This is a genomic window from Tunturiibacter lichenicola (assembly GCF_051013355.1).
GTDB classification, from domain to species: Bacteria; Acidobacteriota; Terriglobia; order Terriglobales; family Acidobacteriaceae; genus Edaphobacter; species Edaphobacter lichenicola_F.
This window is the reverse complement of record NZ_CP132944.1, coordinates 2,529,767-2,550,214: the sequence shown is the minus strand read 5'-3', so window position 1 is coordinate 2,550,214 and position 20,448 is coordinate 2,529,767. Positions and strand designations below refer to the sequence as shown.

Sequence of the window (20,448 nt, the reverse complement as noted above, 5' to 3'; positions counted from 1 at the left end):
ACTAGGCTGGCGTCCGCAGCACAGCAGATAGTCGTTCGTGATGGACTTGTCGCCAAATCGACACACCCGAGGGACACCATGACGATCCGGGCAATACTGCGTCACGCCGCAAAGCCAACTCTACTTGCACTGACTCTTCTGCCTCACGCAGGGATGTTTAGCCAGTCTTCGCAGACAAAGAATTTTACCGTTCCAAAGACCTGGGACGACACGGAGATGGACAAGCTCGAAGTCCCCCTGGCCAATCCAATCGGTTCCCCCAAACACGTCTCAGCCGACTACTACTACCGAATTCCAGTGCGGCCGATCTACAAGCAGTATCCCGTCTACGCACCCGGCCGCGAACCTGCAGGATACATGGAATGGCTCAAGCAACAGGAGCCAATCGTCCTCTGGGACGGCACGACACACAAACCGAAGCTGAAAACTCAAGCCGACTGGATCAAGGCCGGCGAGGTCGTCCTCGACGCTTCCATTATCTACTCCACCGAACACAAGGGTGGGTTTCGCATGGAGGACGTGACCAACCCCGCGTTCTACGAAAAGACCGGCATGCCCCTGACCCCCGACGGCATCATGCCCTTTATGCACTATGTCATCCGTGAAAAAGGCACAGTCGAGCTAGGCTCGTTCGGTTGTGTCATGTGCCATACGCGAGTAATGCCAGGCGGCAGTGTAATCAAAGGGGCACAGGGAAACCTTCCCTTCGGCCCCGCGCTGGCGCAGGCAGACTCTTTTCCTTTCCCAGTTTTGGAGGCGCTATTTGGCATGCCTTGGATGACCCCAGACCCCGCTGATCGCATGAAGTCTCTCTCCGAGGACCAGATGCGAGCACTTTTTGCCTCGGTCCCTGCCGGGGTCGCTGCTCGCCATCGGGGGAGTCTCTTCGAGCCTATCCAGGTGCCCAACCTGATCGGAGTCGCGGACCGCCACTATCTGGATCGTACCGGGCTCCAGCAGCAGCACTCTATTGTCGATCTCATGCGTTACGCCGCCCTCAATCAAGGCGCGGATTCTCTCGCCAGCTTCGATGGCTTCATCCCCGCCGACATACCAACGTTCAACAAACTTCCAAACCCCTCCGACCCTATCGCTGTCGGCGGCCGCTACAGCGACGAACAGCTCTACGCCGTTGCTCTCTACATCTATTCGCTCAAGCCCCCACCCAACCCCAACAAGTTCGACGCCGACGCCGCCCGCGGCCAAAAAGTCTTTGCCAACGAAGGCTGTACCCGCTGCCATACCCCGCCCCTCTACACCAACAACAAGCTTACCCCCGCTCCCGGCTTCACCGTAGCGGAAGACGCACGCGCGAAATACAACATCTCTTCCGTCTCCGTAGGCACCGATCCCTCCCTCACCATGAACACCCGCCGCGGGACCGGCTACTACAAGGTCCCCTCGCTCAAAGGCGTCTGGTATCGCAGCATGTTCGGTCATAGCGGGTGGTGTGCCACCTTGGAAGATTGGTTTGACCCGGCGCGCCTGCGTGACGACTATGTGCCCACCGGCTTCAAACCGTATGGAGTCAAAACATTTGCCGTAAAAGGCCACGAGTTCGGACTCGATCTTTCCGAAGAAGACCACAAAGCATTGATCGCGTTTCTAAAAACTCTGTGATCGACCAGAAATAGTCCCGATAGTCGCCTATAGGCAGTTGGCTGCGCCATAAGCTAAATTCAAAATTTGAAGTCAATCACCAGCAAAAACCTCAGCAAAATCGCGTGTCAAGCCCCAAAACTGCAAATCCCCGCTCCAGATAAGGGGATTGGCGTGGCGTATGAGTTATCTCCAATCCTCTATCCTTAAATCAGGAGTAGAAAACGAAAACCCCGACACTCACCTCAGTCCGGTACGAAGCACGACATCTACGCCCAGCGCCACAATTAGAATTCAGCCTTTTGTAGATACGATAAGCTTTCAGATTAACGGAGCAGCCGAGGAGATGACGATGAATCGAAGAGGATTTCTAGCCTCAACAGCTCTGCTTCCGAGCGCGTTTGTACAGGCGTCTCAGCAGATCACTCACGTTGACACCATACAAACGGGGAGCCCGCTCAAGAGTTCAGTCGTGAAACTCGAAGGCCTTCCCGCGGTAGGCGACAGCCCCGGCGCAAAGGCCAGAGTCCACTTTAACGGTCCTACATTGCAGCTAGCGGCGCTGGCTTCTGGCGTAGTCACGCTCGAACCTGGCTCTCGGCCGCACCCACCTCATCGTCACCCCGAGGAGGAACTCGTAATAGTCACCGCAGGAACTGGCGAGATCGTTGTCGATGGAGTCACGACCCAGGTAGGACCCGGCGACATGATGTATTCCGAAGCAAACGTACTCCACGGCATCACGAACACAGGAAGCACTCTTATGACGTTCTACTTCACTAAAATTTTGGCAAAGAATGCATAGAGGGCACCTGTCGATCGAAATTCCCGCGCCAGACAAAGTGAACTCGAATGGCGCATGGATTTGTCTCTGGTCCTATCATCCTTAATCAGGGATTGAAACAGAAAACCCCGGTCACTCGCGAGGAGTTTTCATCTGGAAGGTATCAAATCGAAGCAACTCGTTTGTTTGCACATATTTGGCCGTAACCCATTTAGAATGACATTTTTACAGGGAACTAAATCGGTAAAACGTTGAAAATAGCAGCTTTACGCATAGGTATGGGGGGGGGTGGGGGGTACGCCCCCAGGCACTACATCTCTGCCCAGCGCCTAAGCAGGTTGTGATAAACCCCGGTCAGCTGCACCCCAGCCGCGTTTCCCGGAACATCCACCGCCAGCCGTTGAATCGCCGTGTCGAGGTCATAGAGCAGCGCCCGGTCTCCATCGCTCCGGACCATGCTCTGCACCCAGAAGAACGACGCAACTCTCGCCCCTTGCGTCACTGGAGACACCCGATGCAAGCTCGTAGCCGGATACAGCACCATATGCCCCGCAGGCAGCTTCACTGAATGAACCCCATACGTATCCTCTACCGACAACTCGCCACCGTCATACTCCTCTGGCCCAGACAGGAACAGCGTCGCCGACACATCGGTCCGTATCCGCTGACCGGTCGTCGCATTCGAACGAATCGCCGTATCCACATGCGTCCCGAAGTGCCCACCGCCGGTATACCGGTTAAACATCGGCGGAAAAACACGCAGCGGCAGGGCCGCCGACATGAACAAAGGAGACCGCGCCAGCGCACCAAGCACCATCTCCCCCAGCTTCACCGCCACCGGATGCCCCTCCGGCAGCTGCAGATTCTCCTTCACACTTTTAGCCTGGTACCCCGCCGTCACCTTTCCATCCACCCACTCCGCCGCATCGAGCGCCGCCCTCGCCTGCGCAACCTCACCAGCACTCAACACATCGGGAATCGTAATCAGCATCGTCCACCCACTCCTGCAAACAACTCGCAAAACAAAAAGTAAGTTGGCGGGAAAGATTCCAGCCGACTTCTACAATCTACAAACGAGAATCTACGAACAAGGTTAGAACTTGAAGTTCACACCAATCAAGGCGCTCGCGCCAGCTCCAGGAACCAGATGGCTCGGATGCGGCAGATCGATGTAGTACCGGTTCAGAATGTTGTTCACATTCGCCTGCAACTCAAATCGCTCCGTCAAAGGCCGTTTGAGCATCGCATTGAATATCCAGTATCCAGGCACCTGCTTGATCTCCGTCGCCAACACCTCATAGTGCACCGCAGGAGCACCATTCGGACCGATATAACTGATCGGACCAGAGTAGGACGTGGGTATATACGGCACCGTAGAACTGGCGGTACGGGCACCCACGTAGTTTCCTCCCAGGCCACCATTCAACCGCCAGGGCAGCTTATGCGTCACAAACAGATTGAACGTCTGCTTTGGCACATTTGCCAGCGGAAAGCCCACCGCCGTGGGAAAGAACTTAGAGTAGATCACCGCGCTATCCAGGTAGGCATAGCCTGCAACGATGTCCATTCCCTGTGGCAGCCGCCCCACCACGCTGAACTGAACGCCCTTCACCAACTGATTTCCCGCGGCAACAATATTGTTGGAGTTGGTCGGGTCTGTCTCCCTCGCATTGTCTTTTTCTGTGCGAAACCAGGCTCCTTCTGTCATCAGCCGTTCGTTGAGGAAGCTCCACTTCGCACCAACTTCGTAGGTCTCGTTCTCCTCAGGAGCTGCCGAGCTATTCGCCAGACCAACACTCAAGCTAAGCGACTCTGCCGCAGGATTGAAGCTTGTCCCATAGTCGAAGTACACGCTCCCGCGAGCCGAAGGCTTATACACAAACGCAGCTCGATAAGTAGGCTGCTCATCCACACGACTGATCGGAGCCACAGGCGCCGTCACTATCCCGCCAGCAGGCGGAGTCGGCTGCCACAAGTTGTACCCGGTATCGAAGCGGTCCCACCGAACTCCTCCAGTAGCTTCAAACAGCCGTCCAAGCTTGATCGTGTCGACAAAGTACACTCCAACGCTCTCCGACTTCGTATGCACGATGGACGAAATGTATCCAGTACCGCTAAATGGCTGCTGTGCATTTGGATCATCGAGCATCGTTGACGGCACAGTGTTGATCTTGTTGATGGCATAGCTCGACCGGATAGGATTCGAGATCTCTTGCCCGCCTTCGACACCTGCGACAAGCGCGTGTCTTATACCAAACGTCTGGAATCGTGCCGTTACCTCGGTCTGATCCCATAGGTCTCCCTCGACGCTCTTCGTCTGGATCTGGTTGCGGTTTACCACGATCGTACTTGGATCGCTCGACGCAGTGAATGCGCAAGGCAACGCCGTATTTACCGCCGAGGTCGGCAGAGACGTAACAAATCCACCCACTGGCACACTAAGCGGGGCGTTCGAGCATATCTGCGGCTCCGTGATCTGCGCCTGCCGTGGATAGTTTGCAGCCCTTGCTATCGTATGCAGATTCAGATTCGGAGAAAATTCATGCTCCGCCTTGAGTGTCAGAATGTCATCGTTGGTCTTGAGATAATTCTCATCAGGCAATCCGTAGTAATTGTGCCGGATTGATCCTGGTGCAACCCCGTTGAAGAACCACGGCAGCCCATAGTCTGGCGTATCGCTTTCGGAGATATGAAAGTAGCTAAGCGTTGCTCGCGTCTTGGTATTGAATCCAATTGAGACAGACGACGCAACTCCGAATCGACGGATCTCCGCGTAATCGCGTCCTGCAACGCCGCTTTCCTGTCCCATTGCGTTGACACGAAACGACGTTCCACCGACAACGTGCAAAGCTGGCAGATTGACGTCTCCGGTAATCCTCCGTGTCTTATCAGTCCCGAACAGAGTTTGGACATTCAGAAACTTCTGCACCGAAGGAACCTTACTCTCCTGGTTGATCACGCCACCAGTTGACCCTCGTCCAAACTGAACCCCAGCGGGCCCCTCCAGCGCTTCCACCTGCTCGTAGTTGAACGAGTCCCGATAGTAACTCCCGAAGTCGCGAATCCCGTCAAGGAAAATGTCATTCCTCGCAGTAAAGCCGCGGATCGTGAGGTTGTCCCCCTGAGCTCCCGCCTCGCCTGCCGCCAAGCTGATACCCGGCACATTGCGTAAGGCATCCCGCAGCGTCGTGACAGCCTCGTCCTTCATGACAAACTGGGGCACAACGGTGATGCTTTGTGGGGTATCAAGGAGCGGCTCGGTAAACTTCGAAAGCGCAACTGCATCTGTAATCGCTTCGGTTACAGAGACAGTATCCTTCGACTGCACCCCCACAAGCATTGTTGCAGCATCTTCCACACGGTAGTTCAATCCCGTCCCATCTAGCAGCTGCCGGAGTGCTTCATCCTCGCGAAACAGCCCCACGACCCCGGGCGAATTGAACCCTGCCACTGTTCCCGCCGGCAGCACGATCTTCACTGTTAATCCCGTTGCTTTTTCATATGCCTTCACCGCTACATCCAGAGGCCCGGCAGCAATATCGAACTTTTTCAACGGCAGCGTAGCTTCAGCCGCACCGTCGGCTGCTGGACCCGCTCTCTCAACAGACGCCATTGCCACTTTCGTCCCACCGATCGCCGCATACGCTGCGAGGGTTCCAGCCGCAATCCATCCGCGGCCGCAGCTGATCGTCCCTCGGCCCCTCTTGCTGCCTGTCATCTTACGCGTATTACGTTTCATCCCATCTCCTCGAATAACTGTTCCGCTCGCGAAGTTCAATCACTTCTCTATTCCGACAGAGAAAAGGTAGATCTTCGCGGTCGATCCAACTCCAGTCAACGGGTTCAGTCACGAACAGACGTGTTTCACCGTTGACCGCTAATCTTCGAAATTCTCGCGGGAGATATATTCCTTAAGGAATCTCGAAGCTGTACCAAATTTGCAGTGGATTTTGAGCCGATTACGAGCAGCTTGGCAGGCGAGCCATTTAATGCAGATAGCCGCACTCACTCCGACTGTAGCTTCCAGATTCTCGCGGTCTCCGCCAAGACAACCCGTGAGATCTGGTCATACCCTGCACATCCACGGTCAAACTTCACAAACTGTCTTTAGTTGCGATGCTTTTAATATACGACAGACTCGGTCCTATTTCACTATAAATATACGATCAATCTTGTCGTAGATCTTGGGAATGCTTCGCATCTGCCGCTGATCTCACGCTGATGATTTGCAAACTAGAGAGATCGGCGACAGGATTCGGTATCCGAACCTCAGAGATTTAACGCGCAAAAAAAGGGTGGAGACTAAAGTCTCCACCCTTCGAATAAAAATTGTTGTTAGAAATTGAGTTTGAGCTGGAACTCTGTGGTGCGAGGTCCGCCCTGATCAAAAGTGCCTGAGTTACGCGTGGTGCGTGCCTGATTCAGCGTGGCTTGGTCGCTAGTGCCGTTGTAATACCCAGGTTGCCCAGCATCACCCTGATTCAAAAGCGTTCCTGTTGCAGAGCCTACAATTCCAGGGATAAAGCCAAAGTTGCTCATGTTGAAAACGTTGTACATTGCAACCCCAGGAATAAGAGCAAGGCCCTCGTGGAAGCGATTGAAACGGATCGGATAGTTTGCACTCAGATCGAACGTACGAAGCGCCGCATTGTTCAGCGGGTTGCTGGGAGCCGATGCGATCGCCTGCTGCACGCCGTTTGCAGCAAGCAACTGCCCCTGGGTGAAGAGACCAGCGGCAATAAGAGCTTGACCAGCGGGGGTCGGCGTACCTGCATACGCAGCGTTGTAGTTGTTGATCAAGGTGTTAAGGCCTTTTCCTCCCTTAATCTCGTGCTCATAAGCTCCGGGGATTGTGCTCGGAACAAGGTCGCCTCCGATTCCGTCACCGTTCACATCCGTCTGGAAGATCTGTCCTGTGGCTCCAGAGAGATTGTCGAGAGTGAGTGAGGCAGCAGAAGCGGAGAAGAAGTGACCGATCATTGCTACCTGCAGTCCGTACTTGAGCCCCAGGCTTCCACCAAAGCTTAGTTCGTTGGAATGATCCAGCGGGGTGCGGCCAAGGTAGCGATTCGGATCATCGTTATCGTAGGAAAGAGCCCCTGCGAAGAACTGGTCGGCGGGATTGCTCCCGTTATTACCAGAGACGATGCGTGAGAGTGAATAAGAGACCTGGACGTTGCTGCTCACAATACCAGGCGCAGGGTGAGATTTCTGCTGCTGCAGAACAACCTGGAGTGCGTCATATCCAGAGCGTCCAACAGGAAGAATAAATTTGCCAGCGCCAACGTTGGGATTGTCTCCCGCAAATGCTGCTCCGGTCGCGGGCGTAAGTCCGTACGCCAAGGGTGAAGCGCCGCTGAAAGACACGGCGGAAGAATCGAGACCGCCGGCAATAGGATTGCCGTCCGCATCGACCTGCACCGCAGCGAAGTCCGTAATCTGCGCGCCGGTTCCCGGGTGGACGGTGTTGGCTGTGTTTGCGATGGCGCAACTGATAGCCGCCTGCGACGATCCGCCGGAGCAACCGAAAGCTGCGGTCGTCGCAGCAATCGAGTTTTTAGCTGCAGCTACATTGAGGTTGCGGGCTGCGCCTGAATGGTTGACGTCCACAGTGAGTGGAATTTTTAGAGTCGCGTTGTGAACATAGTCGGCACTCAGTATTAGACCTTTAGCAAGCTCGCGCTGAATGCCGCCATTGAACTGAATCGAGTACGGACTCTTGTACTGCCCCCCATATATGCTGTTTGCATATAGAGCGTTCCCTGTGCCGATGTAAGAGGGATTGGGGCCAGCAACATTCGCCACCTTCGCCTGATACTCAGCCTTGATTGCGTTCAGCTCAAAAGCAGCCTGACCGATCGGCTCACTCAGGATCTGAGAGACGGGAGTTCCGTCTGGAGCCGAAGTGATAGTTCCGTAGCCTGGCAGTTGGATGCTTGATGCTCCTTGAGGAGCAAATGCCTGATTTTGTGATGGGAAATCAGAGTTTACAACCTCTGTGCGCGCGTTTCCCGTGTTGTTGAAGACGCTGCTCTCATAGAAGATACCGATGCCACCGCGAAGTGACGTCTTGTGGTCTCCCGGGCTGAAGTTGAAGCCGAGCTGAGGCCCAAAGTTGGCGTAGGGCTGGTGGGTGCGTACGCCGAGACCGGCCTGATATTGGTCGAAGAGAGGAGTATTTCCTGTGCAACCAGCGAACTGCAATGAGGGATCTACGCTTGAGCAAAGTGGAGTTGGAAGATCCTGGTTAGCGCGATCTGTGTCGACGCTCCAGCGCAGACCGGCAGTGAGCGTGAAGGAAGGAGTCGCTTTCCAGGTGTCGGCGACGTAAGCACCAAATCGCCAGCTGGGGGAGAGACCACCAGCCAGGCCAAAGCCCGGCCTTTCGGAGAAGAGGCTATTGCCATTGCCGATGTAGTAATACTGTGCGACATAGTTAAGCGGATTCGTTGGATCCAAACCCGCTGGAAGATTGCTGGGGGTGGCCTCCAGGCTTGTGAACAGAGCGGATCCGAAGAACTCAGCAAATCCTCCGCTGGCGAGCCGATTCATGTCGAAGCCGAACTTGATCGTATGCGAACTTTTGGTCCAACTGCCGTCGTAACGGAACTGCTTGTCCGTCTGGAATGTTCCTTGCGGAGCAAGATAGTTGGGACCAGCATTCAAGCTTCCGGTCAGGGTGACTAAGCCGCCCAAAGCCGGCCCAGACGGATTATAGATAGAGGACAGTCCAGCGGTTCCGTCCTGGAGCAGGTTATGAAACTTCTCGTAGCCGCCACGGAAAGAGTGAGTGAAGTGGCCAGTCGTGAAGTCGGCTCCGCCTACAAGTCCGGGGACGTTGTCGCGATTCTGATAAAGCTGGTAGGGAGCCAAGCCGAAGGTAGCGAGGTCGGAATTGACGCTGTAGACGCCGCGAACAAAAAAGTGGATTCCCTTTGGACCGTTGTAGTCCAAACGCGCATAGCTGAAGGTATCGGTGAACGGAGCGGGAACAAACGGATACTGCTGAAGAATCGCCGAGAACACCGGGCTAGCTCCGAGGGCCACATCCTCCTCAGACTGCTTGATACGCTCAGCGCCACCGTAAAAGAAGAGCTTGTCCTTGATGATCGGTCCGCCAAAGTAGCCACCGAACTGGTTGCGCTGGAAGGGAGCCTGCAGTCCACCTACCTCCGCGGCACCAGCGCGAGCATCCTGGAAGTTGTAGAACAGATTTCCATGAAAGGCATTAGTACCGGATTGCGTCGAAACGAGAACCTGACCGGTCGAGGTTACTGAACCTGAGACGTCCTGGGTGGAACGGTTGAGCTGAAACTCCTGAATCGCGCCGGAGGGCACATTGTAGATAGTCGTACCGACGGTTTCGTCGGTGATGTCCTGACCGTCGAGGAGAATGCGTGTCGTTCGTCCGCCTACGCCGCTAACAGAGATAGCTGAGTAGCCGGCCTTGGTGGGATCGAAGGTTTGACCGGACTGCAGAATGACGCCGGGCTGCAACTGAGCATAGTCCAGGATGTCGCGACCATTGACTGGAAGTGAGTCTATCTGCTCGCGGGTGATAACGCCCGCTACACCGATCTGATCGGTATTAATCTGGAGGGCGCCGGCGTTCACTTCAACCGTCTCCGCGGAAGAACCTAGGGTCAGCTTGAAGCTTCCTGATGTTGCCGTACCCGTGCGCACCACCGTCTTTACTGACAGGTGCTCAAAACCCGATCCTACAACGGTCACGGTGTAATTACCAGGATTCAGCGGACCGACACTGTAGAACCCAGCTTTGTCGGTGATAACAGTCTTCGACGAACCCGTGTCGGTGTCGAGGACCGTAACGCTCGCGTCTGGGACCACAGCCCCGGAGGGGTCAGTGATACTTCCTTGAATGGACCCACCATTCACCGACGTGGCCTGTCCATAGCTAAAAATCGAAGTGGTGAGTAGAACCAGAGCGAATCCGAGACCCTTCAACATTCCACCGGCGCTCCCTGGAGTGCGTGAGAAGAATTTTTTGAGAAGCTTCAGATACACGACAACGCTGAGAATAATGGCGGAAAGGTAAATATCGAATAGCATGATAAGGCTCAAGCATGTCTAATGCCATTCGGTCCAATTCTTGATTTTCTCATAAGCGCATGATTATAAAAGGATAGAACCAGCGAAGACGAGTTTCGATCTGAGGGACGATACCGAAGCTTGGAGTACCGGGGTCAGAGTCAAGCTTGCCCGTGGCCGCTTCGAAGGAAATTCTTTTGAAAACCATATAACCCACTTCTTGAAAGAAGTTTTCATATCTAAAAAGTATTTATCGATAAATTTGCACATTCGTTATCAGCTCTCGTTCCGAATGCCAAAAAAGGGCTTCCATTCGATGTTCAAACGTAAAAATGGACAAAAAGATGACAAATCTATTGAAAACAATATTTTTGGCCCCACCTTTGGCGCATTCGGCCTAGAGCCCTCCAGTCCGCATGCCGGTTTCGCCCGCACGTAACCCAAGAATTCTACAAAGATTCATATTTGTACTTTCATCGGAGTTTCGGGGAAAGTAGCGCATGTATCAGGTTCAAGGTGAGTTAGCTAAATCGTGTCAATTTGGCTATTGAATTGCCAAGTGTCCTGTATCCGTACAGATTCCAAAAGAATGTTTCGAAGCAAAGCTGCAATCTTGGGCTCATTAACAACCAGCACTGGAGAAAATAAGACATGCGACATATCTCACTGTTTGTACCCGCCATTACGATGGCATTCGTGGGCGCCGCACTGGGTCAGACCACGAGTGGCGACCTAGTAGGAACAGTCAAAGACCCCTCAGGGGCCATCATCTCCAACGCGACCGTAAAAGCTACGAATGAAGAAACCGCAGTTGCTGTTGAAGTTAAGGCGGGGGCCAGCGGTGAATTCCGCGTTGGCAACCTACTTCCAGGTAAGTACGATCTCGTCATTACTTCTGGGGGCTTCCAGCCCTATACGCTTCACGGCGTGGTGATCGAACTTAATAAGACTTCTACAACCAATGTGACCCTCACCATTGGCGCAAACGCCACTGTCGAGGTTGCGGCTGAGGCAGGCGCAGTCCTCGACACGACCAGCACCAACCTTACCCAATCGTTCAGTAACGTCGAACTTACCGACCTTCCGTCCACTTCATCCGGCGGATCTACTGGCTTCGGCGTTTTGAATGCTTCGCTCCTTAGCCCGGGGGTTGCCTCCAGCGGCGGCATCGGTATCGGCGTCGGCCCATCCATCGGCGGACAGCGTCCCCGTAACAACAACTTCACTATTGAAGGTATCGACAATAACAATAAGGCTGTAACTGGGCCTCTCATCTATATACCGAACGACTCCGTTGAGAACTTTACGTTGATCACCAACCAGTTCTCGCCCGAGTTCGGCCACTCTTCGGGCGGTCAGTTCAACACCAACGTCCTCTCGGGAACCAATAAATTTCATGGTCGTATCTATGAGTACTTTCAGAACCGCAATCTGAACGCCGAGAGCGGAACGCAGGGAGGTAAGCCCGCGATCAATCCGCGTTATGACAACAATCGCTATGGTGGACAGGTCGGCGGACCGATTGTGCGGGACAAACTCTTCTTCTTCGCCAACTATGAACGCAACTCGATCGGACAGAACCCTGCTATCTTCTCGTGCGTTCCGACCGCTGCTGGAATTGCAGCCCTTCAATCCCTGCCTGCCAGTTATGGCCTGAACTCCACTAATTTGGCTCAATATTTGAAGTACACCCCTGCTGCAACGATTACCGGGCCTAATGGCTCAGCGATCGACGCCAGCCAAGATGTTTCGTGCGGCAGCCAGTCTACCGGCCCGCAATCCCTGAATATTTACCAGGGGACGGCATTGGATCCGAGCTCCGGAATCTACGGTGGAGCATCACCCTCCACGTCCATCCCACTAGGCAACTACCAGAGCACCGCAGGCGCTCCTTCCAACTTCAACGTATTCACGGCCAGCGTGGACTACACCATCTCGAGCAAAGACAACTTCCGTGGACGCTATGTCTACAACCGTCTCTCTGATACGGACACAGCCACGGGCACAATTCCATTCCCTATCTTCTTTACGCAGCAGCCGTTTCGGTTCCAGCTTATTGCTCTCAGCGAATTCCACACGTTTACTCCGAATCTGACCAACGAAGCCCGCATCGGTTTCAACCGCTATTCGAATACTTTGACTGCAGGAAACTTTAGCTATCCCGGTCTGGATCAGTTTCCAAACCTCACCTTCGATGATCAGGGTTTCGTGAACCTCGGACCCGATTCCAACGCACCTCAGTTCACAATCCAAAACCTCTATCAATTCACGGATAACATCAGCTACGTCAAAGGCAGACACACCCTCAAGTTCGGCTTTGACGGCCGCAAGTACATCTCCCCACAGGGATTCACACAACGTGCCCGCGGCGATTATGAGTGGGACAGTCTGTCGGAGTACATGCATGACCTGGCCCCAACCAGCTTCGGCGAGCGCTCGACAGGCAACCTGACTTACTACGGCGATCAGACAGCGCTCTATGGCTATGTGAACGACACATGGCGCGTGAGCCCGAAGGTCACCCTTAATGCCGGTCTTCGGTATGAATTCACCGCTGTCCCGGTTGGCGAGCGAGCGCAGCAATTGAACGCAGCGGCGTCAGTTCTCGGACTTATCAACTTCGCCAAGCCGGAGCCTGCCGGTAAGAGCTTTGCTCCACGCTTCGGCGTGAACTTTGCTCCAGATGACAAGACCTCGGTGCGTGCTGGATTCGGTCTCGCATACGACGTGCTCTTTGATAACCTGGGCACGCTCTCCTTCCCACCCCAGTACTCCTCAACGAACGACGTCGGCAACCCCGGCAATCCCGCGCCGGGTGACCCAGGCTTCCTGGCAGGCGGTGGTTTGCCTCCAGGAAACGGTGGTATCTTAGTCTTCCCGAATACTCCAGCGGGACTCGCAGATCAGCGCGCATCTACGGCAGCCTTCATACCGAATCAAGTAGTGCCGTACGCCGAGACTTATACCCTCACGATCCAGCGCACCTTTGCCACCAACTATACGGCTGAGATCGGATATGTGGGTACTCGCGGCATCCACCTGCCCACTCAGATTCAACTCAACGTCCAACCCAGAGTCAACGCAGCGAATCAGCTTCCAACCCTTTTGTCAGGTTCCACAACGGTCACCGCTCCCGCAGGCGCTAATACATTGGGCGCAATTAATCCTAAGTCAGTAGGCGGCAACATCTTGCCCCAATTCCGCAATCCCGCCGATGGGCTTGGCGGGTTCACCAGCAAAATAACCTCGTACCAGCCATTCTCAAGCTCCAACTACAACGCGCTGGTTGCCAACGTAACTCGCAACTTTACCGCCGGGCTGCAGGCCAACCTCTCCTACACCTACAGCAAGACGTTGGATGATGCGACAGCTGAGGTCTTTGCAACCACACTCACGCCGCGCCGTCCGCAGAACTCGCAGGACGTCAACGCCGACTACAGCCGGTCAGCTTTGGATCGTACGCATCGCATCTCTCTCGAAGCGGTGTACGATCTGCAGCTTTACAAGCACTCGAACTCGTTCCTGCTGAAGAATGTCGTGGGTAACTGGACGGTGTCACCGATCTACACGTACGAATCGCCTGAGTACGCAACTGCGCTCTCTAACGTGAACTCCAACCTGAACGGCGATAGTGCAATCATCGATCGGACTATCATTAACCCGAATGGCAAGAAGGGGACCGCCAGCACGGTAAGCCCTCAGTTTGCCTCTAACCTTGCTTACCTCTGCGCCACCGACGCCAACCCAACTGCGACGACATGCGCTGCGAACACAGTAGGCTATGTTGCAGACAACCCGAACGCGTATTACATCCAAGCTCAGGCTGGTACCCTCCCTACGGGCCAGCGTAATACGGTGGCAACTCGCCCGATCAATAACTTCGATCTGGCGGCCTACAAGCGCATCACCTTCCGCGAGCGCTACTCGTTCGAGTTCGGCGCGCAGGCCTACAACGTCCTGAACCACGCCCAATACACTCCGGGTACGGTCAACAACATCAATACGACTTCCAACACCAGCACCTATGTCAACTTCCAGACAGTGGATAACGCGTTCTTCGGACAGCCTGGCAAGGTCTTCCTGAACAACGCACGAACCATGCAATTGTCCGGGAAGTTATACTTCTAAGTAAGTTATTGGAAGCTTCAAAGGGACAGGCCAAAAGCCTGTCCCTTTTTATATTTCCACCATTCCGACTTGCTTATTTAAAAGCGCTCTAAGTCCCGCATTTTCTGCACGAAGTAACAACTGCAAAATCACCCCTTTATCGTCCGCTTTACCCCGCCAAATCAAGCATTTATCATAGAAGAAACCATGGCAGACGATCTCTTTCCGCAAGACCCGAATAACCCACCCTCCCCGCAGGACGCGAACTCCAACAATCCTCCCCCGGCAGGCTCTCCCCCCGACGGTCCCTCGACCGTGCAGGGGCGCGGCGCGGCCTTCATGCTCTCCATCAATATTGAGGAGGAGATGCGCCGGTCGTACCTCGACTACTCGATGTCGGTCATCATCGGACGAGCTCTCCCGGATGTCCGCGACGGACTCAAGCCCGTTCATCGTCGTATTCTCTACGGCATGCAGGAGATGGGCCTTCAGTTCAATAAGAAGTACACCAAGTCCGCTAAGGTCGTCGGCCACGTCATGGGAAACTACCATCCCCACGGCGACTCGGCCATCTACGACACCATGGTTCGGCTTGCACAGCCGTTTTCTCTCCGCTACCTGTTGGTAGACGGCCAGGGAAACTTCGGCTCAGTTGATGGCGACTCCGCCGCTGCCATGCGTTACACCGAGTCCCGCCTTACGCGTCTCGCTGGCGAGATGCTGGCTGACATCGACTACGACACCGTCGACTTCTCTCCCAACTACGACGAGTCCTCGCTTGAGCCGACCGTCCTGCCGGCGCGCATCCCGAATCTCATCGTCAACGGCAGTTCAGGAATCGCCGTTGGCATGGCGACCAACATCCCGCCGCACAATCTCACCGAGATCGTGAACGCCTGTATCTCACTGCTCAACAAGTCGCCGCAAGATCACCGGTCTGATCTGGATCTGGTGCTTGAACATGTCCTCGGGCCCGACTTTCCGACCGGTGGCTATCTCTTCGGCAAGACTAATATCCCCAACGCCTACCGCACCGGTCGCGGACGCTTTATGATGCGCGCTAAGGCTTCGATCGAAAACATCTCCGGCGGACGTCAGGCAATCATCGTTACCGAGATCCCTTATCAGGTAAACAAGTCCAAGCTCATTGAGCGCATCGCGGAGCTCGTGAATGAAGGCGTTATTACTGATATCGCTCGCGACGAGTTCCGCGACGAGTCTGACCGCGATGGTATGCGCATTGTGATTGGTCTTAAGCGTGGCGCTGAACACCAGATCGTGCTCAATCAACTTCACAAGCACACGCAGATGCAGGAGTCGTTCTCGATGATCTTCCTGGCTGTCCATAATGGGCAGCCGAAGGAGTTGCCGTTAGATCAGGCTATCCGTGCGTTCCTTGATCACCGTGTTGAGGTGGTGCGGCGACGTACTGCGTTCCTGCTCAACAAGGCTCGTGATCGCGAACATATTCTGCTTGGTTACCAGATCGCGTTGGATCATCTGGACAACGTCATCAAGATCATCCGTCAGTCGAGCAGCAGGGCTGATGCTCGTGAGAACTTGTTCTCTTATTTTTCGAATAAGCGCATCAACCTGCGCGGGACCGAGCTAGCTGGTGTCACGCTGAATCCGGCTAAGTACGGCGTTGACATGACGTTCAGTACGACTGGGACGCTGATTCTCTCTTATAAGCAGATTGACGCGATCCTGGAACTGCAGCTGTACCGGCTTACGCAGCTTTCTATTGATGAGCTGCTGAAGGAACTGGCTGAGGTTCGGGACAATATTACGGAGTTTGAGTCGATTCTGGCGTCGCCGGCTAAGCTGCGGAAGGTGATTGTTAAGGAGCTGACGGAGATTCGGGATAAGTATGGCGACGCTCGCCGTACTCAGATTATTGATGAGACCGCTGAGCTTCAGCTTGAGGATCTCATTACGGATGAACAAGTTGCGGTTACGGTTTCGAATACTGGATATCTGAAGCGCACGCCGATCTCTATCTATAGACAGCAGCGGCGTGGGGGTACGGGGCGGCTTGGGATGAAGACTCGTGAGGAGGACTTCGTCGCGCAGCTCATTATTGACTCAACTCATGCTTATCTCCTTTGTTTTACTAACACTGGGCGGGTTTACTGGCTGAAGGTTTATGAGGTTCCGGATATCGGGGCGGCTGGCAAAGGTAAGGCGATGGCTTCGCTGGTTGCGCTTCAGCCGGGGGAGAAAGTCGTTACGATTCTGCCAGTTAGGGATCTGGAGGAGGAGAGCAAGTACATCCTCTTCGCGACTCGCAATGGAACGGTGAAGAAGACGGCGCTAAAGGACTTCTCGAATGTGATGGCGAGGGGGATTATCGCTATCAATATTGATAAGGAAGATGAGCTGATTACGGCCCGGATTACGGATGGGCAGCAGGTGATCTTCCTGGCGACGCATGATGGTATGGCTATTCGTTTCAACGAGATGGATCTGCGGCCCATGGGTCGTCCGGCTACCGGAAATCGCGGGATTTCGCTGAAGAAGGGCGACTATGTGATTGGGGCGGCGGTTACGCCTTCGAATGAGGCGAGGAACCGGAAGCGGTTGGAACTTGCTGCATCGAAGGGGCTTACAAACCAAGTGGAAGCTGTGCTGGATGAGGCTACGGTGTCGACTGAGGCTCAGCCGCTGGAGCTTGCGGAGCCGGGTGAACTGGCTGCTCCGGGGGTTTCGGAGGAGGTTTCGGCGAAGCTGGAGAAGCTGGATAAGCAGCTTGGGCTTACGCCTTGCCTGATCCTTTCGGTTACGGAGAATGGGTACGGCAAGCGGACCGACGTTGACCAGTACCGGCTGCAAAGTCGTGGTGGTAAAGGGGTTATCAACGTCAAAACAGCGGCGAAGAATGGTAAGGTGACGGGGATTAATCTTGTGGATGAGACGAGCGAGCTGATGGTTATCAGTCAGTTTGGGAAGATTATCCGCATTGATACCAAGTCGATCCGGGCGGCTGGGCGGAGTACGCAGGGTGTGAAGCTGCTCGACCTGGATACGCAGGATAAGGTGGCTGCTGCCGTCGTCATTCCGCCGGAAGAGGCCAAGACACAGCCTGAAGAAGGTACTTTGTTGCAGTAATTTTTAGAACGTGGTGGATACCCGTTTTTGCTGGGGGTTTTGACAAAAACGGGTGCCAAAACGTGGTGTTTTGGTGGTGAATTTGTGGTGGTTTGTGTGGTGAACGTGGTGCTTTGGCACCACGTTTTTTATGCTCGAAAAATACGCCACGGATTCCCGATTTATTTTTGGCGTTCCCGTTTTGGAAGCCTAGAGGACAACGTCTAGTTCGTCCAACATCTCGAATCCGTTAACGAAGCGGACACTAAAGTGAGTACACACGTCTGGGATTCTCACTTTTTTTGAATTGGGGTGTACATCTGTTTCGTTCGTCACAACCGTACCTCCCTCAGCTAAGGTGTGTGCGATTATCCACGGATCTGCGCCCCGAAGAAATTCGTTCACGTTTGGTTCCAAATATCGGCCGCACGTCGACACGTAGTCGACAACAATTGTGAGCTTTTTTTGAACTTCTTGATCTGCTTCCTTATAGAGGCCATTTTGTTTTCTGTTCTTTATCCAAGATGAGAGTTCATCCCCGTACGGAACTAACTCGCGATATATCATCTCCGACGTGCATATAGTTCCTTCTTTGAGTTTTTCGTCTAAGAAAGACCAAAAGGTCGGTGCTCGCTTAAATGGATAGGGACCAGTTGCAGAATCTATGAAAAAATTCGAATCGATCCAGTAGGGCTTCATTTATGAGAAGACCTGCTTTTGTCCAACTTCTGGATCGTGCTTGGTTTGATATTTAGAAGCCGAGCGGCCTCTCGGTGGCCCGTCGCTCCTTTTCTAACATCCGCCAAAAGAGTCCGCGTGAAAAGCGGGCTATTTCTCGCAGTTAGAGTCGTATGAAAGTTCCCGCCCTGTCCCTTCTTTGCGATTCGGATGGGAGTATTCTGCGTTCTATTCAAGAAGTCGTTCAGGTCGATAAGTTGAAGATCGAAAGCTCTTCTAAGGACCACAAGCTCACTAACTCTGAAATGAGCCGCGACACTTCCAGCATTCTGCTTCGATCGCCATACATCGCGCATCTGCTCGTCTGGTGCAACAAGGTTTGCAGCAATCGCGTTACATCGCAATTCGATATTTGGACCCTGTCTTGCTAGCGCGATACCCTCGGGGTCTGATACACCACTCTGTCCGTACCAAACGTGAGCCATTTCATGGGCAAAAGTGAAGACCTGCGCCGTCTTCGCGTCATTCGAATTAATGAAGATTACAGGAGCAACATCGTCCGCCAAAGCAAAGCCGCGAAAATCCTGAACCGATAACTTTCTGGTGTTGTTCGAACCAACTACTCCGCTACGCATTACCAAGATGCCCAAGCTCTCAGCCTTATTAACCAATTCAGTTAGATACGTTCCAGCACCGTTACTTGCACGTCGCGTTTCGTCTGTCCAACCCATTGCCTCCCGGATAAAAGCTGCAATCTGTTCGCTTGTATTTTTGCCAAGCTCATCTAGGACGAAACCAAATCCTTTCTCGCCCTCACGTGCTCGGTACTCTTGAAACCACTGCTGTTTCAACAAGGCGCCTTCGAGAACATCTCGAAAATCAACGCCTAGGCTGTTTTTTTTCTTGTCCGCAATAGTGCGAAAGTCGGGGATCGCGATTTCTTGTAAGGGAGGGGTCGACAGAAAAAGATACCCAAACGGAACTTTAAGAGCTTTAGCGACTTCCATGGCCTTACTAAGTGATGGGCGACTATGACCCGCTTCCCAGCTACGAACCTGATCCAGCGAAGCCTTTGCCGCATGTGCCAATTGCGCCACGTCCATTCGAGCGCGCCCGCGTGCCCAACTTAGGATCTCCGCGTTGATCAATGCTTCAGCCATGTCGCAGTTTCCGAAAGTATACCGATCTACTGTTTAAACGTGTAGGCATGACAGTGGAATCCGGAGTTAGGATTCTTCTACTTCAACTTTGCATCTACCATTTCCGCACTAAGCCGATCCGCTTCCGACCATCATGGTGCGGGACCTACGAGGCGAAGTCGTTTCCTTCAATATCAAAACGACAAGATAAGATGCGTCTAGTTCGCTGGAACTAGAGAGATATCGTCTCCAACAAATGCATGTAGCGATTGTCCTTGTTTGATCTCTACATTCTTGCCGTGTTTGATCAGGCCAATGGGTCCGAAGAGTACGGTAAGGACCACTGCGCCGGTTGTCCCGCTTTCGCCCTCTTTGCCTTTCGTTCCGCGTAGCTTGATCCTGACGTCGCCTGCCTTGAGGTAATTGAGGCGAATGCTCAAGTCCCCAGCTTTGCCCATCATTCCTGACTTCTCGGCCTTGGTGACCTCACCGATGGCCTTGTCTCCTGCTTTCGCGACTACGATATCGCCTACCTTCAGGTCATCGACAAGAGTCAACGTCACGGGATCACCTTCAGAGGCAGTCTTTGAAGTTAGGTCTTCTGCAAACCGAAGATTTACATCGGTGCCATCGCGCAACATGTACTTGCCAGACGCATCCGGGGCAGTTGGGGATGAGATTGCCGCTGGGGGAGTTACAGTCGCTGTGGGTGTGGGAACAGGCGTTGGAACGGCAGCAGGCGCATTTGCTTGCTGAGCTAAGGCGAGGTTGCCGAATCCGGAGAGAACTAACAGGAGGGAAGCAAATGGGTAACGCATGTTTTCGTACGACCTATACTCAGCAGTTTGAAGTCATAGACGAAAGTACATTTACCGACGATGCAAGACAAGCGGTAAATTCGCAATTCCCCCACCAAATCGCAGCTAACTCCTTTATCGGGAATGCACTTGGTTTGGGGTACATCCTCTAACGCGATGTAGACATCCATTTAGGAGAACGCGAAAA

At 53.8% G+C, this 20,448-nt stretch carries 10 protein-coding genes; 4 read left to right on the top strand and 6 right to left on the bottom strand.

The window, feature by feature from the left end; translation table 11 throughout:
* The first annotated feature begins 78 nt into the window (after window positions 1-78).
* Together RBB82_RS10920 and RBB82_RS10915 are read left to right on the top strand one after the other, a co-directional pair.
* Window positions 79-1,620, top strand: a complete 1,542-nt coding sequence (locus tag RBB82_RS10920; protein WP_433975160.1) for a hypothetical protein — start codon at window positions 79-81, stop codon at window positions 1,618-1,620.
* Between the two features lie 331 nt (window positions 1,621-1,951).
* A complete protein-coding gene (locus RBB82_RS10915; RefSeq protein ID WP_433975159.1) occupies window positions 1,952-2,404 on the top strand; it encodes a cupin domain-containing protein in 453 nt (150 codons plus the stop codon).
* Window positions 2,405-2,693: 289 nt separating this feature from the next.
* Here RBB82_RS10915 and RBB82_RS10910 read toward each other — a convergent pair whose 3' ends face one another.
* From RBB82_RS10910 to RBB82_RS10900, 3 genes are all read right to left on the bottom strand, one after another.
* On the bottom strand, window positions 2,694-3,374 hold the full coding sequence (locus tag RBB82_RS10910) for a Fe2+-dependent dioxygenase (protein WP_433975158.1): 681 nt from the start codon (window positions 3,372-3,374) through the stop codon (window positions 2,694-2,696).
* Between the two features lie 102 nt (window positions 3,375-3,476).
* Window positions 3,477-6,122 carry a TonB-dependent receptor domain-containing protein gene (locus RBB82_RS10905; RefSeq protein ID WP_433975157.1) on the bottom strand — a complete coding sequence of 882 codons (2,646 nt, stop codon included), beginning with the start codon at window positions 6,120-6,122 and terminating at the stop codon, window positions 3,477-3,479.
* Between the two features lie 596 nt (window positions 6,123-6,718).
* On the bottom strand, window positions 6,719-10,453 hold the full coding sequence (locus RBB82_RS10900) for a carboxypeptidase regulatory-like domain-containing protein (protein ID WP_433975156.1): 3,735 nt from the start codon (window positions 10,451-10,453) through the stop codon (window positions 6,719-6,721).
* A 630-nt stretch (window positions 10,454-11,083) separates the two neighbouring features.
* Between RBB82_RS10900 and RBB82_RS10895 the strand changes: the two genes are divergently transcribed.
* Both RBB82_RS10895 and gyrA read left to right on the top strand, forming a co-directional pair.
* Window positions 11,084-14,560: a TonB-dependent receptor domain-containing protein gene (locus tag RBB82_RS10895; RefSeq protein WP_433975155.1), complete on the top strand. Its 3,477-nt coding sequence runs from the start codon at window positions 11,084-11,086 to the stop codon at window positions 14,558-14,560.
* Between the two features lie 186 nt (window positions 14,561-14,746).
* Window positions 14,747-17,647: a DNA gyrase subunit A gene (gyrA, locus tag RBB82_RS10890; RefSeq protein ID WP_433975154.1), complete on the top strand. Its 2,901-nt coding sequence runs from the start codon at window positions 14,747-14,749 to the stop codon at window positions 17,645-17,647.
* Window positions 17,648-17,836: 189 nt separating this feature from the next.
* On the opposite strand, the gene RBB82_RS10885 is transcribed toward gyrA, so the two are convergent.
* From RBB82_RS10885 to RBB82_RS10875, 3 genes are all read right to left on the bottom strand, one after another.
* Complete coding sequence (locus RBB82_RS10885) at window positions 17,837-18,325, bottom strand: DUF4411 family protein (protein ID WP_433975153.1); 489 nt, start codon at window positions 18,323-18,325, stop codon at window positions 17,837-17,839.
* The gene (locus tag RBB82_RS10880; protein WP_433975152.1) at window positions 18,322-19,464 is read right to left on the bottom strand and encodes an ImmA/IrrE family metallo-endopeptidase; all 1,143 of its coding nucleotides are present in this window, start codon (window positions 19,462-19,464) and stop codon (window positions 18,322-18,324) included. The genes RBB82_RS10885 and RBB82_RS10880 overlap by 4 nt, the downstream gene beginning before the upstream one ends.
* Before the next feature lie 197 nt (window positions 19,465-19,661).
* Window positions 19,662-20,261, bottom strand: coding sequence for a hypothetical protein (locus tag RBB82_RS10875; RefSeq protein WP_433975150.1), 600 nt, complete (start codon window positions 20,259-20,261; stop codon window positions 19,662-19,664).
* Window positions 20,262-20,448 lie beyond the last annotated feature (187 nt).

What these genes read in the sequence shown, in the direction of transcription:
- RBB82_RS10885 (WP_433975153.1), bottom strand. Translation starts at nt 18,325, where the DNA reads ATGAAGCCCTACTGGATCGATTCGAATTTTTTCATAGATTCTGCAACT.
- RBB82_RS10905 (WP_433975157.1), bottom strand. Translation starts at nt 6,122, where the DNA reads ATGAAACGTAATACGCGTAAGATGACAGGCAGCAAGAGGGGCCGAGGG.
- RBB82_RS10895 (WP_433975155.1), top strand. Translation starts at nt 11,084, where the DNA reads ATGCGACATATCTCACTGTTTGTACCCGCCATTACGATGGCATTCGTG.
- RBB82_RS10875 (WP_433975150.1), bottom strand. Translation starts at nt 20,261, where the DNA reads ATGCGTTACCCATTTGCTTCCCTCCTGTTAGTTCTCTCCGGATTCGGC.
- gyrA (WP_433975154.1), top strand. Translation starts at nt 14,747, where the DNA reads ATGGCAGACGATCTCTTTCCGCAAGACCCGAATAACCCACCCTCCCCG.
- RBB82_RS10915 (WP_433975159.1), top strand. Translation starts at nt 1,952, where the DNA reads ATGAATCGAAGAGGATTTCTAGCCTCAACAGCTCTGCTTCCGAGCGCG.
- RBB82_RS10880 (WP_433975152.1), bottom strand. Translation starts at nt 19,464, where the DNA reads ATGGCTGAAGCATTGATCAACGCGGAGATCCTAAGTTGGGCACGCGGG.
- RBB82_RS10920 (WP_433975160.1), top strand. Translation starts at nt 79, where the DNA reads ATGACGATCCGGGCAATACTGCGTCACGCCGCAAAGCCAACTCTACTT.
- RBB82_RS10910 (WP_433975158.1), bottom strand. Translation starts at nt 3,374, where the DNA reads ATGCTGATTACGATTCCCGATGTGTTGAGTGCTGGTGAGGTTGCGCAG.
- RBB82_RS10900 (WP_433975156.1), bottom strand. Translation starts at nt 10,453, where the DNA reads ATGCTATTCGATATTTACCTTTCCGCCATTATTCTCAGCGTTGTCGTG.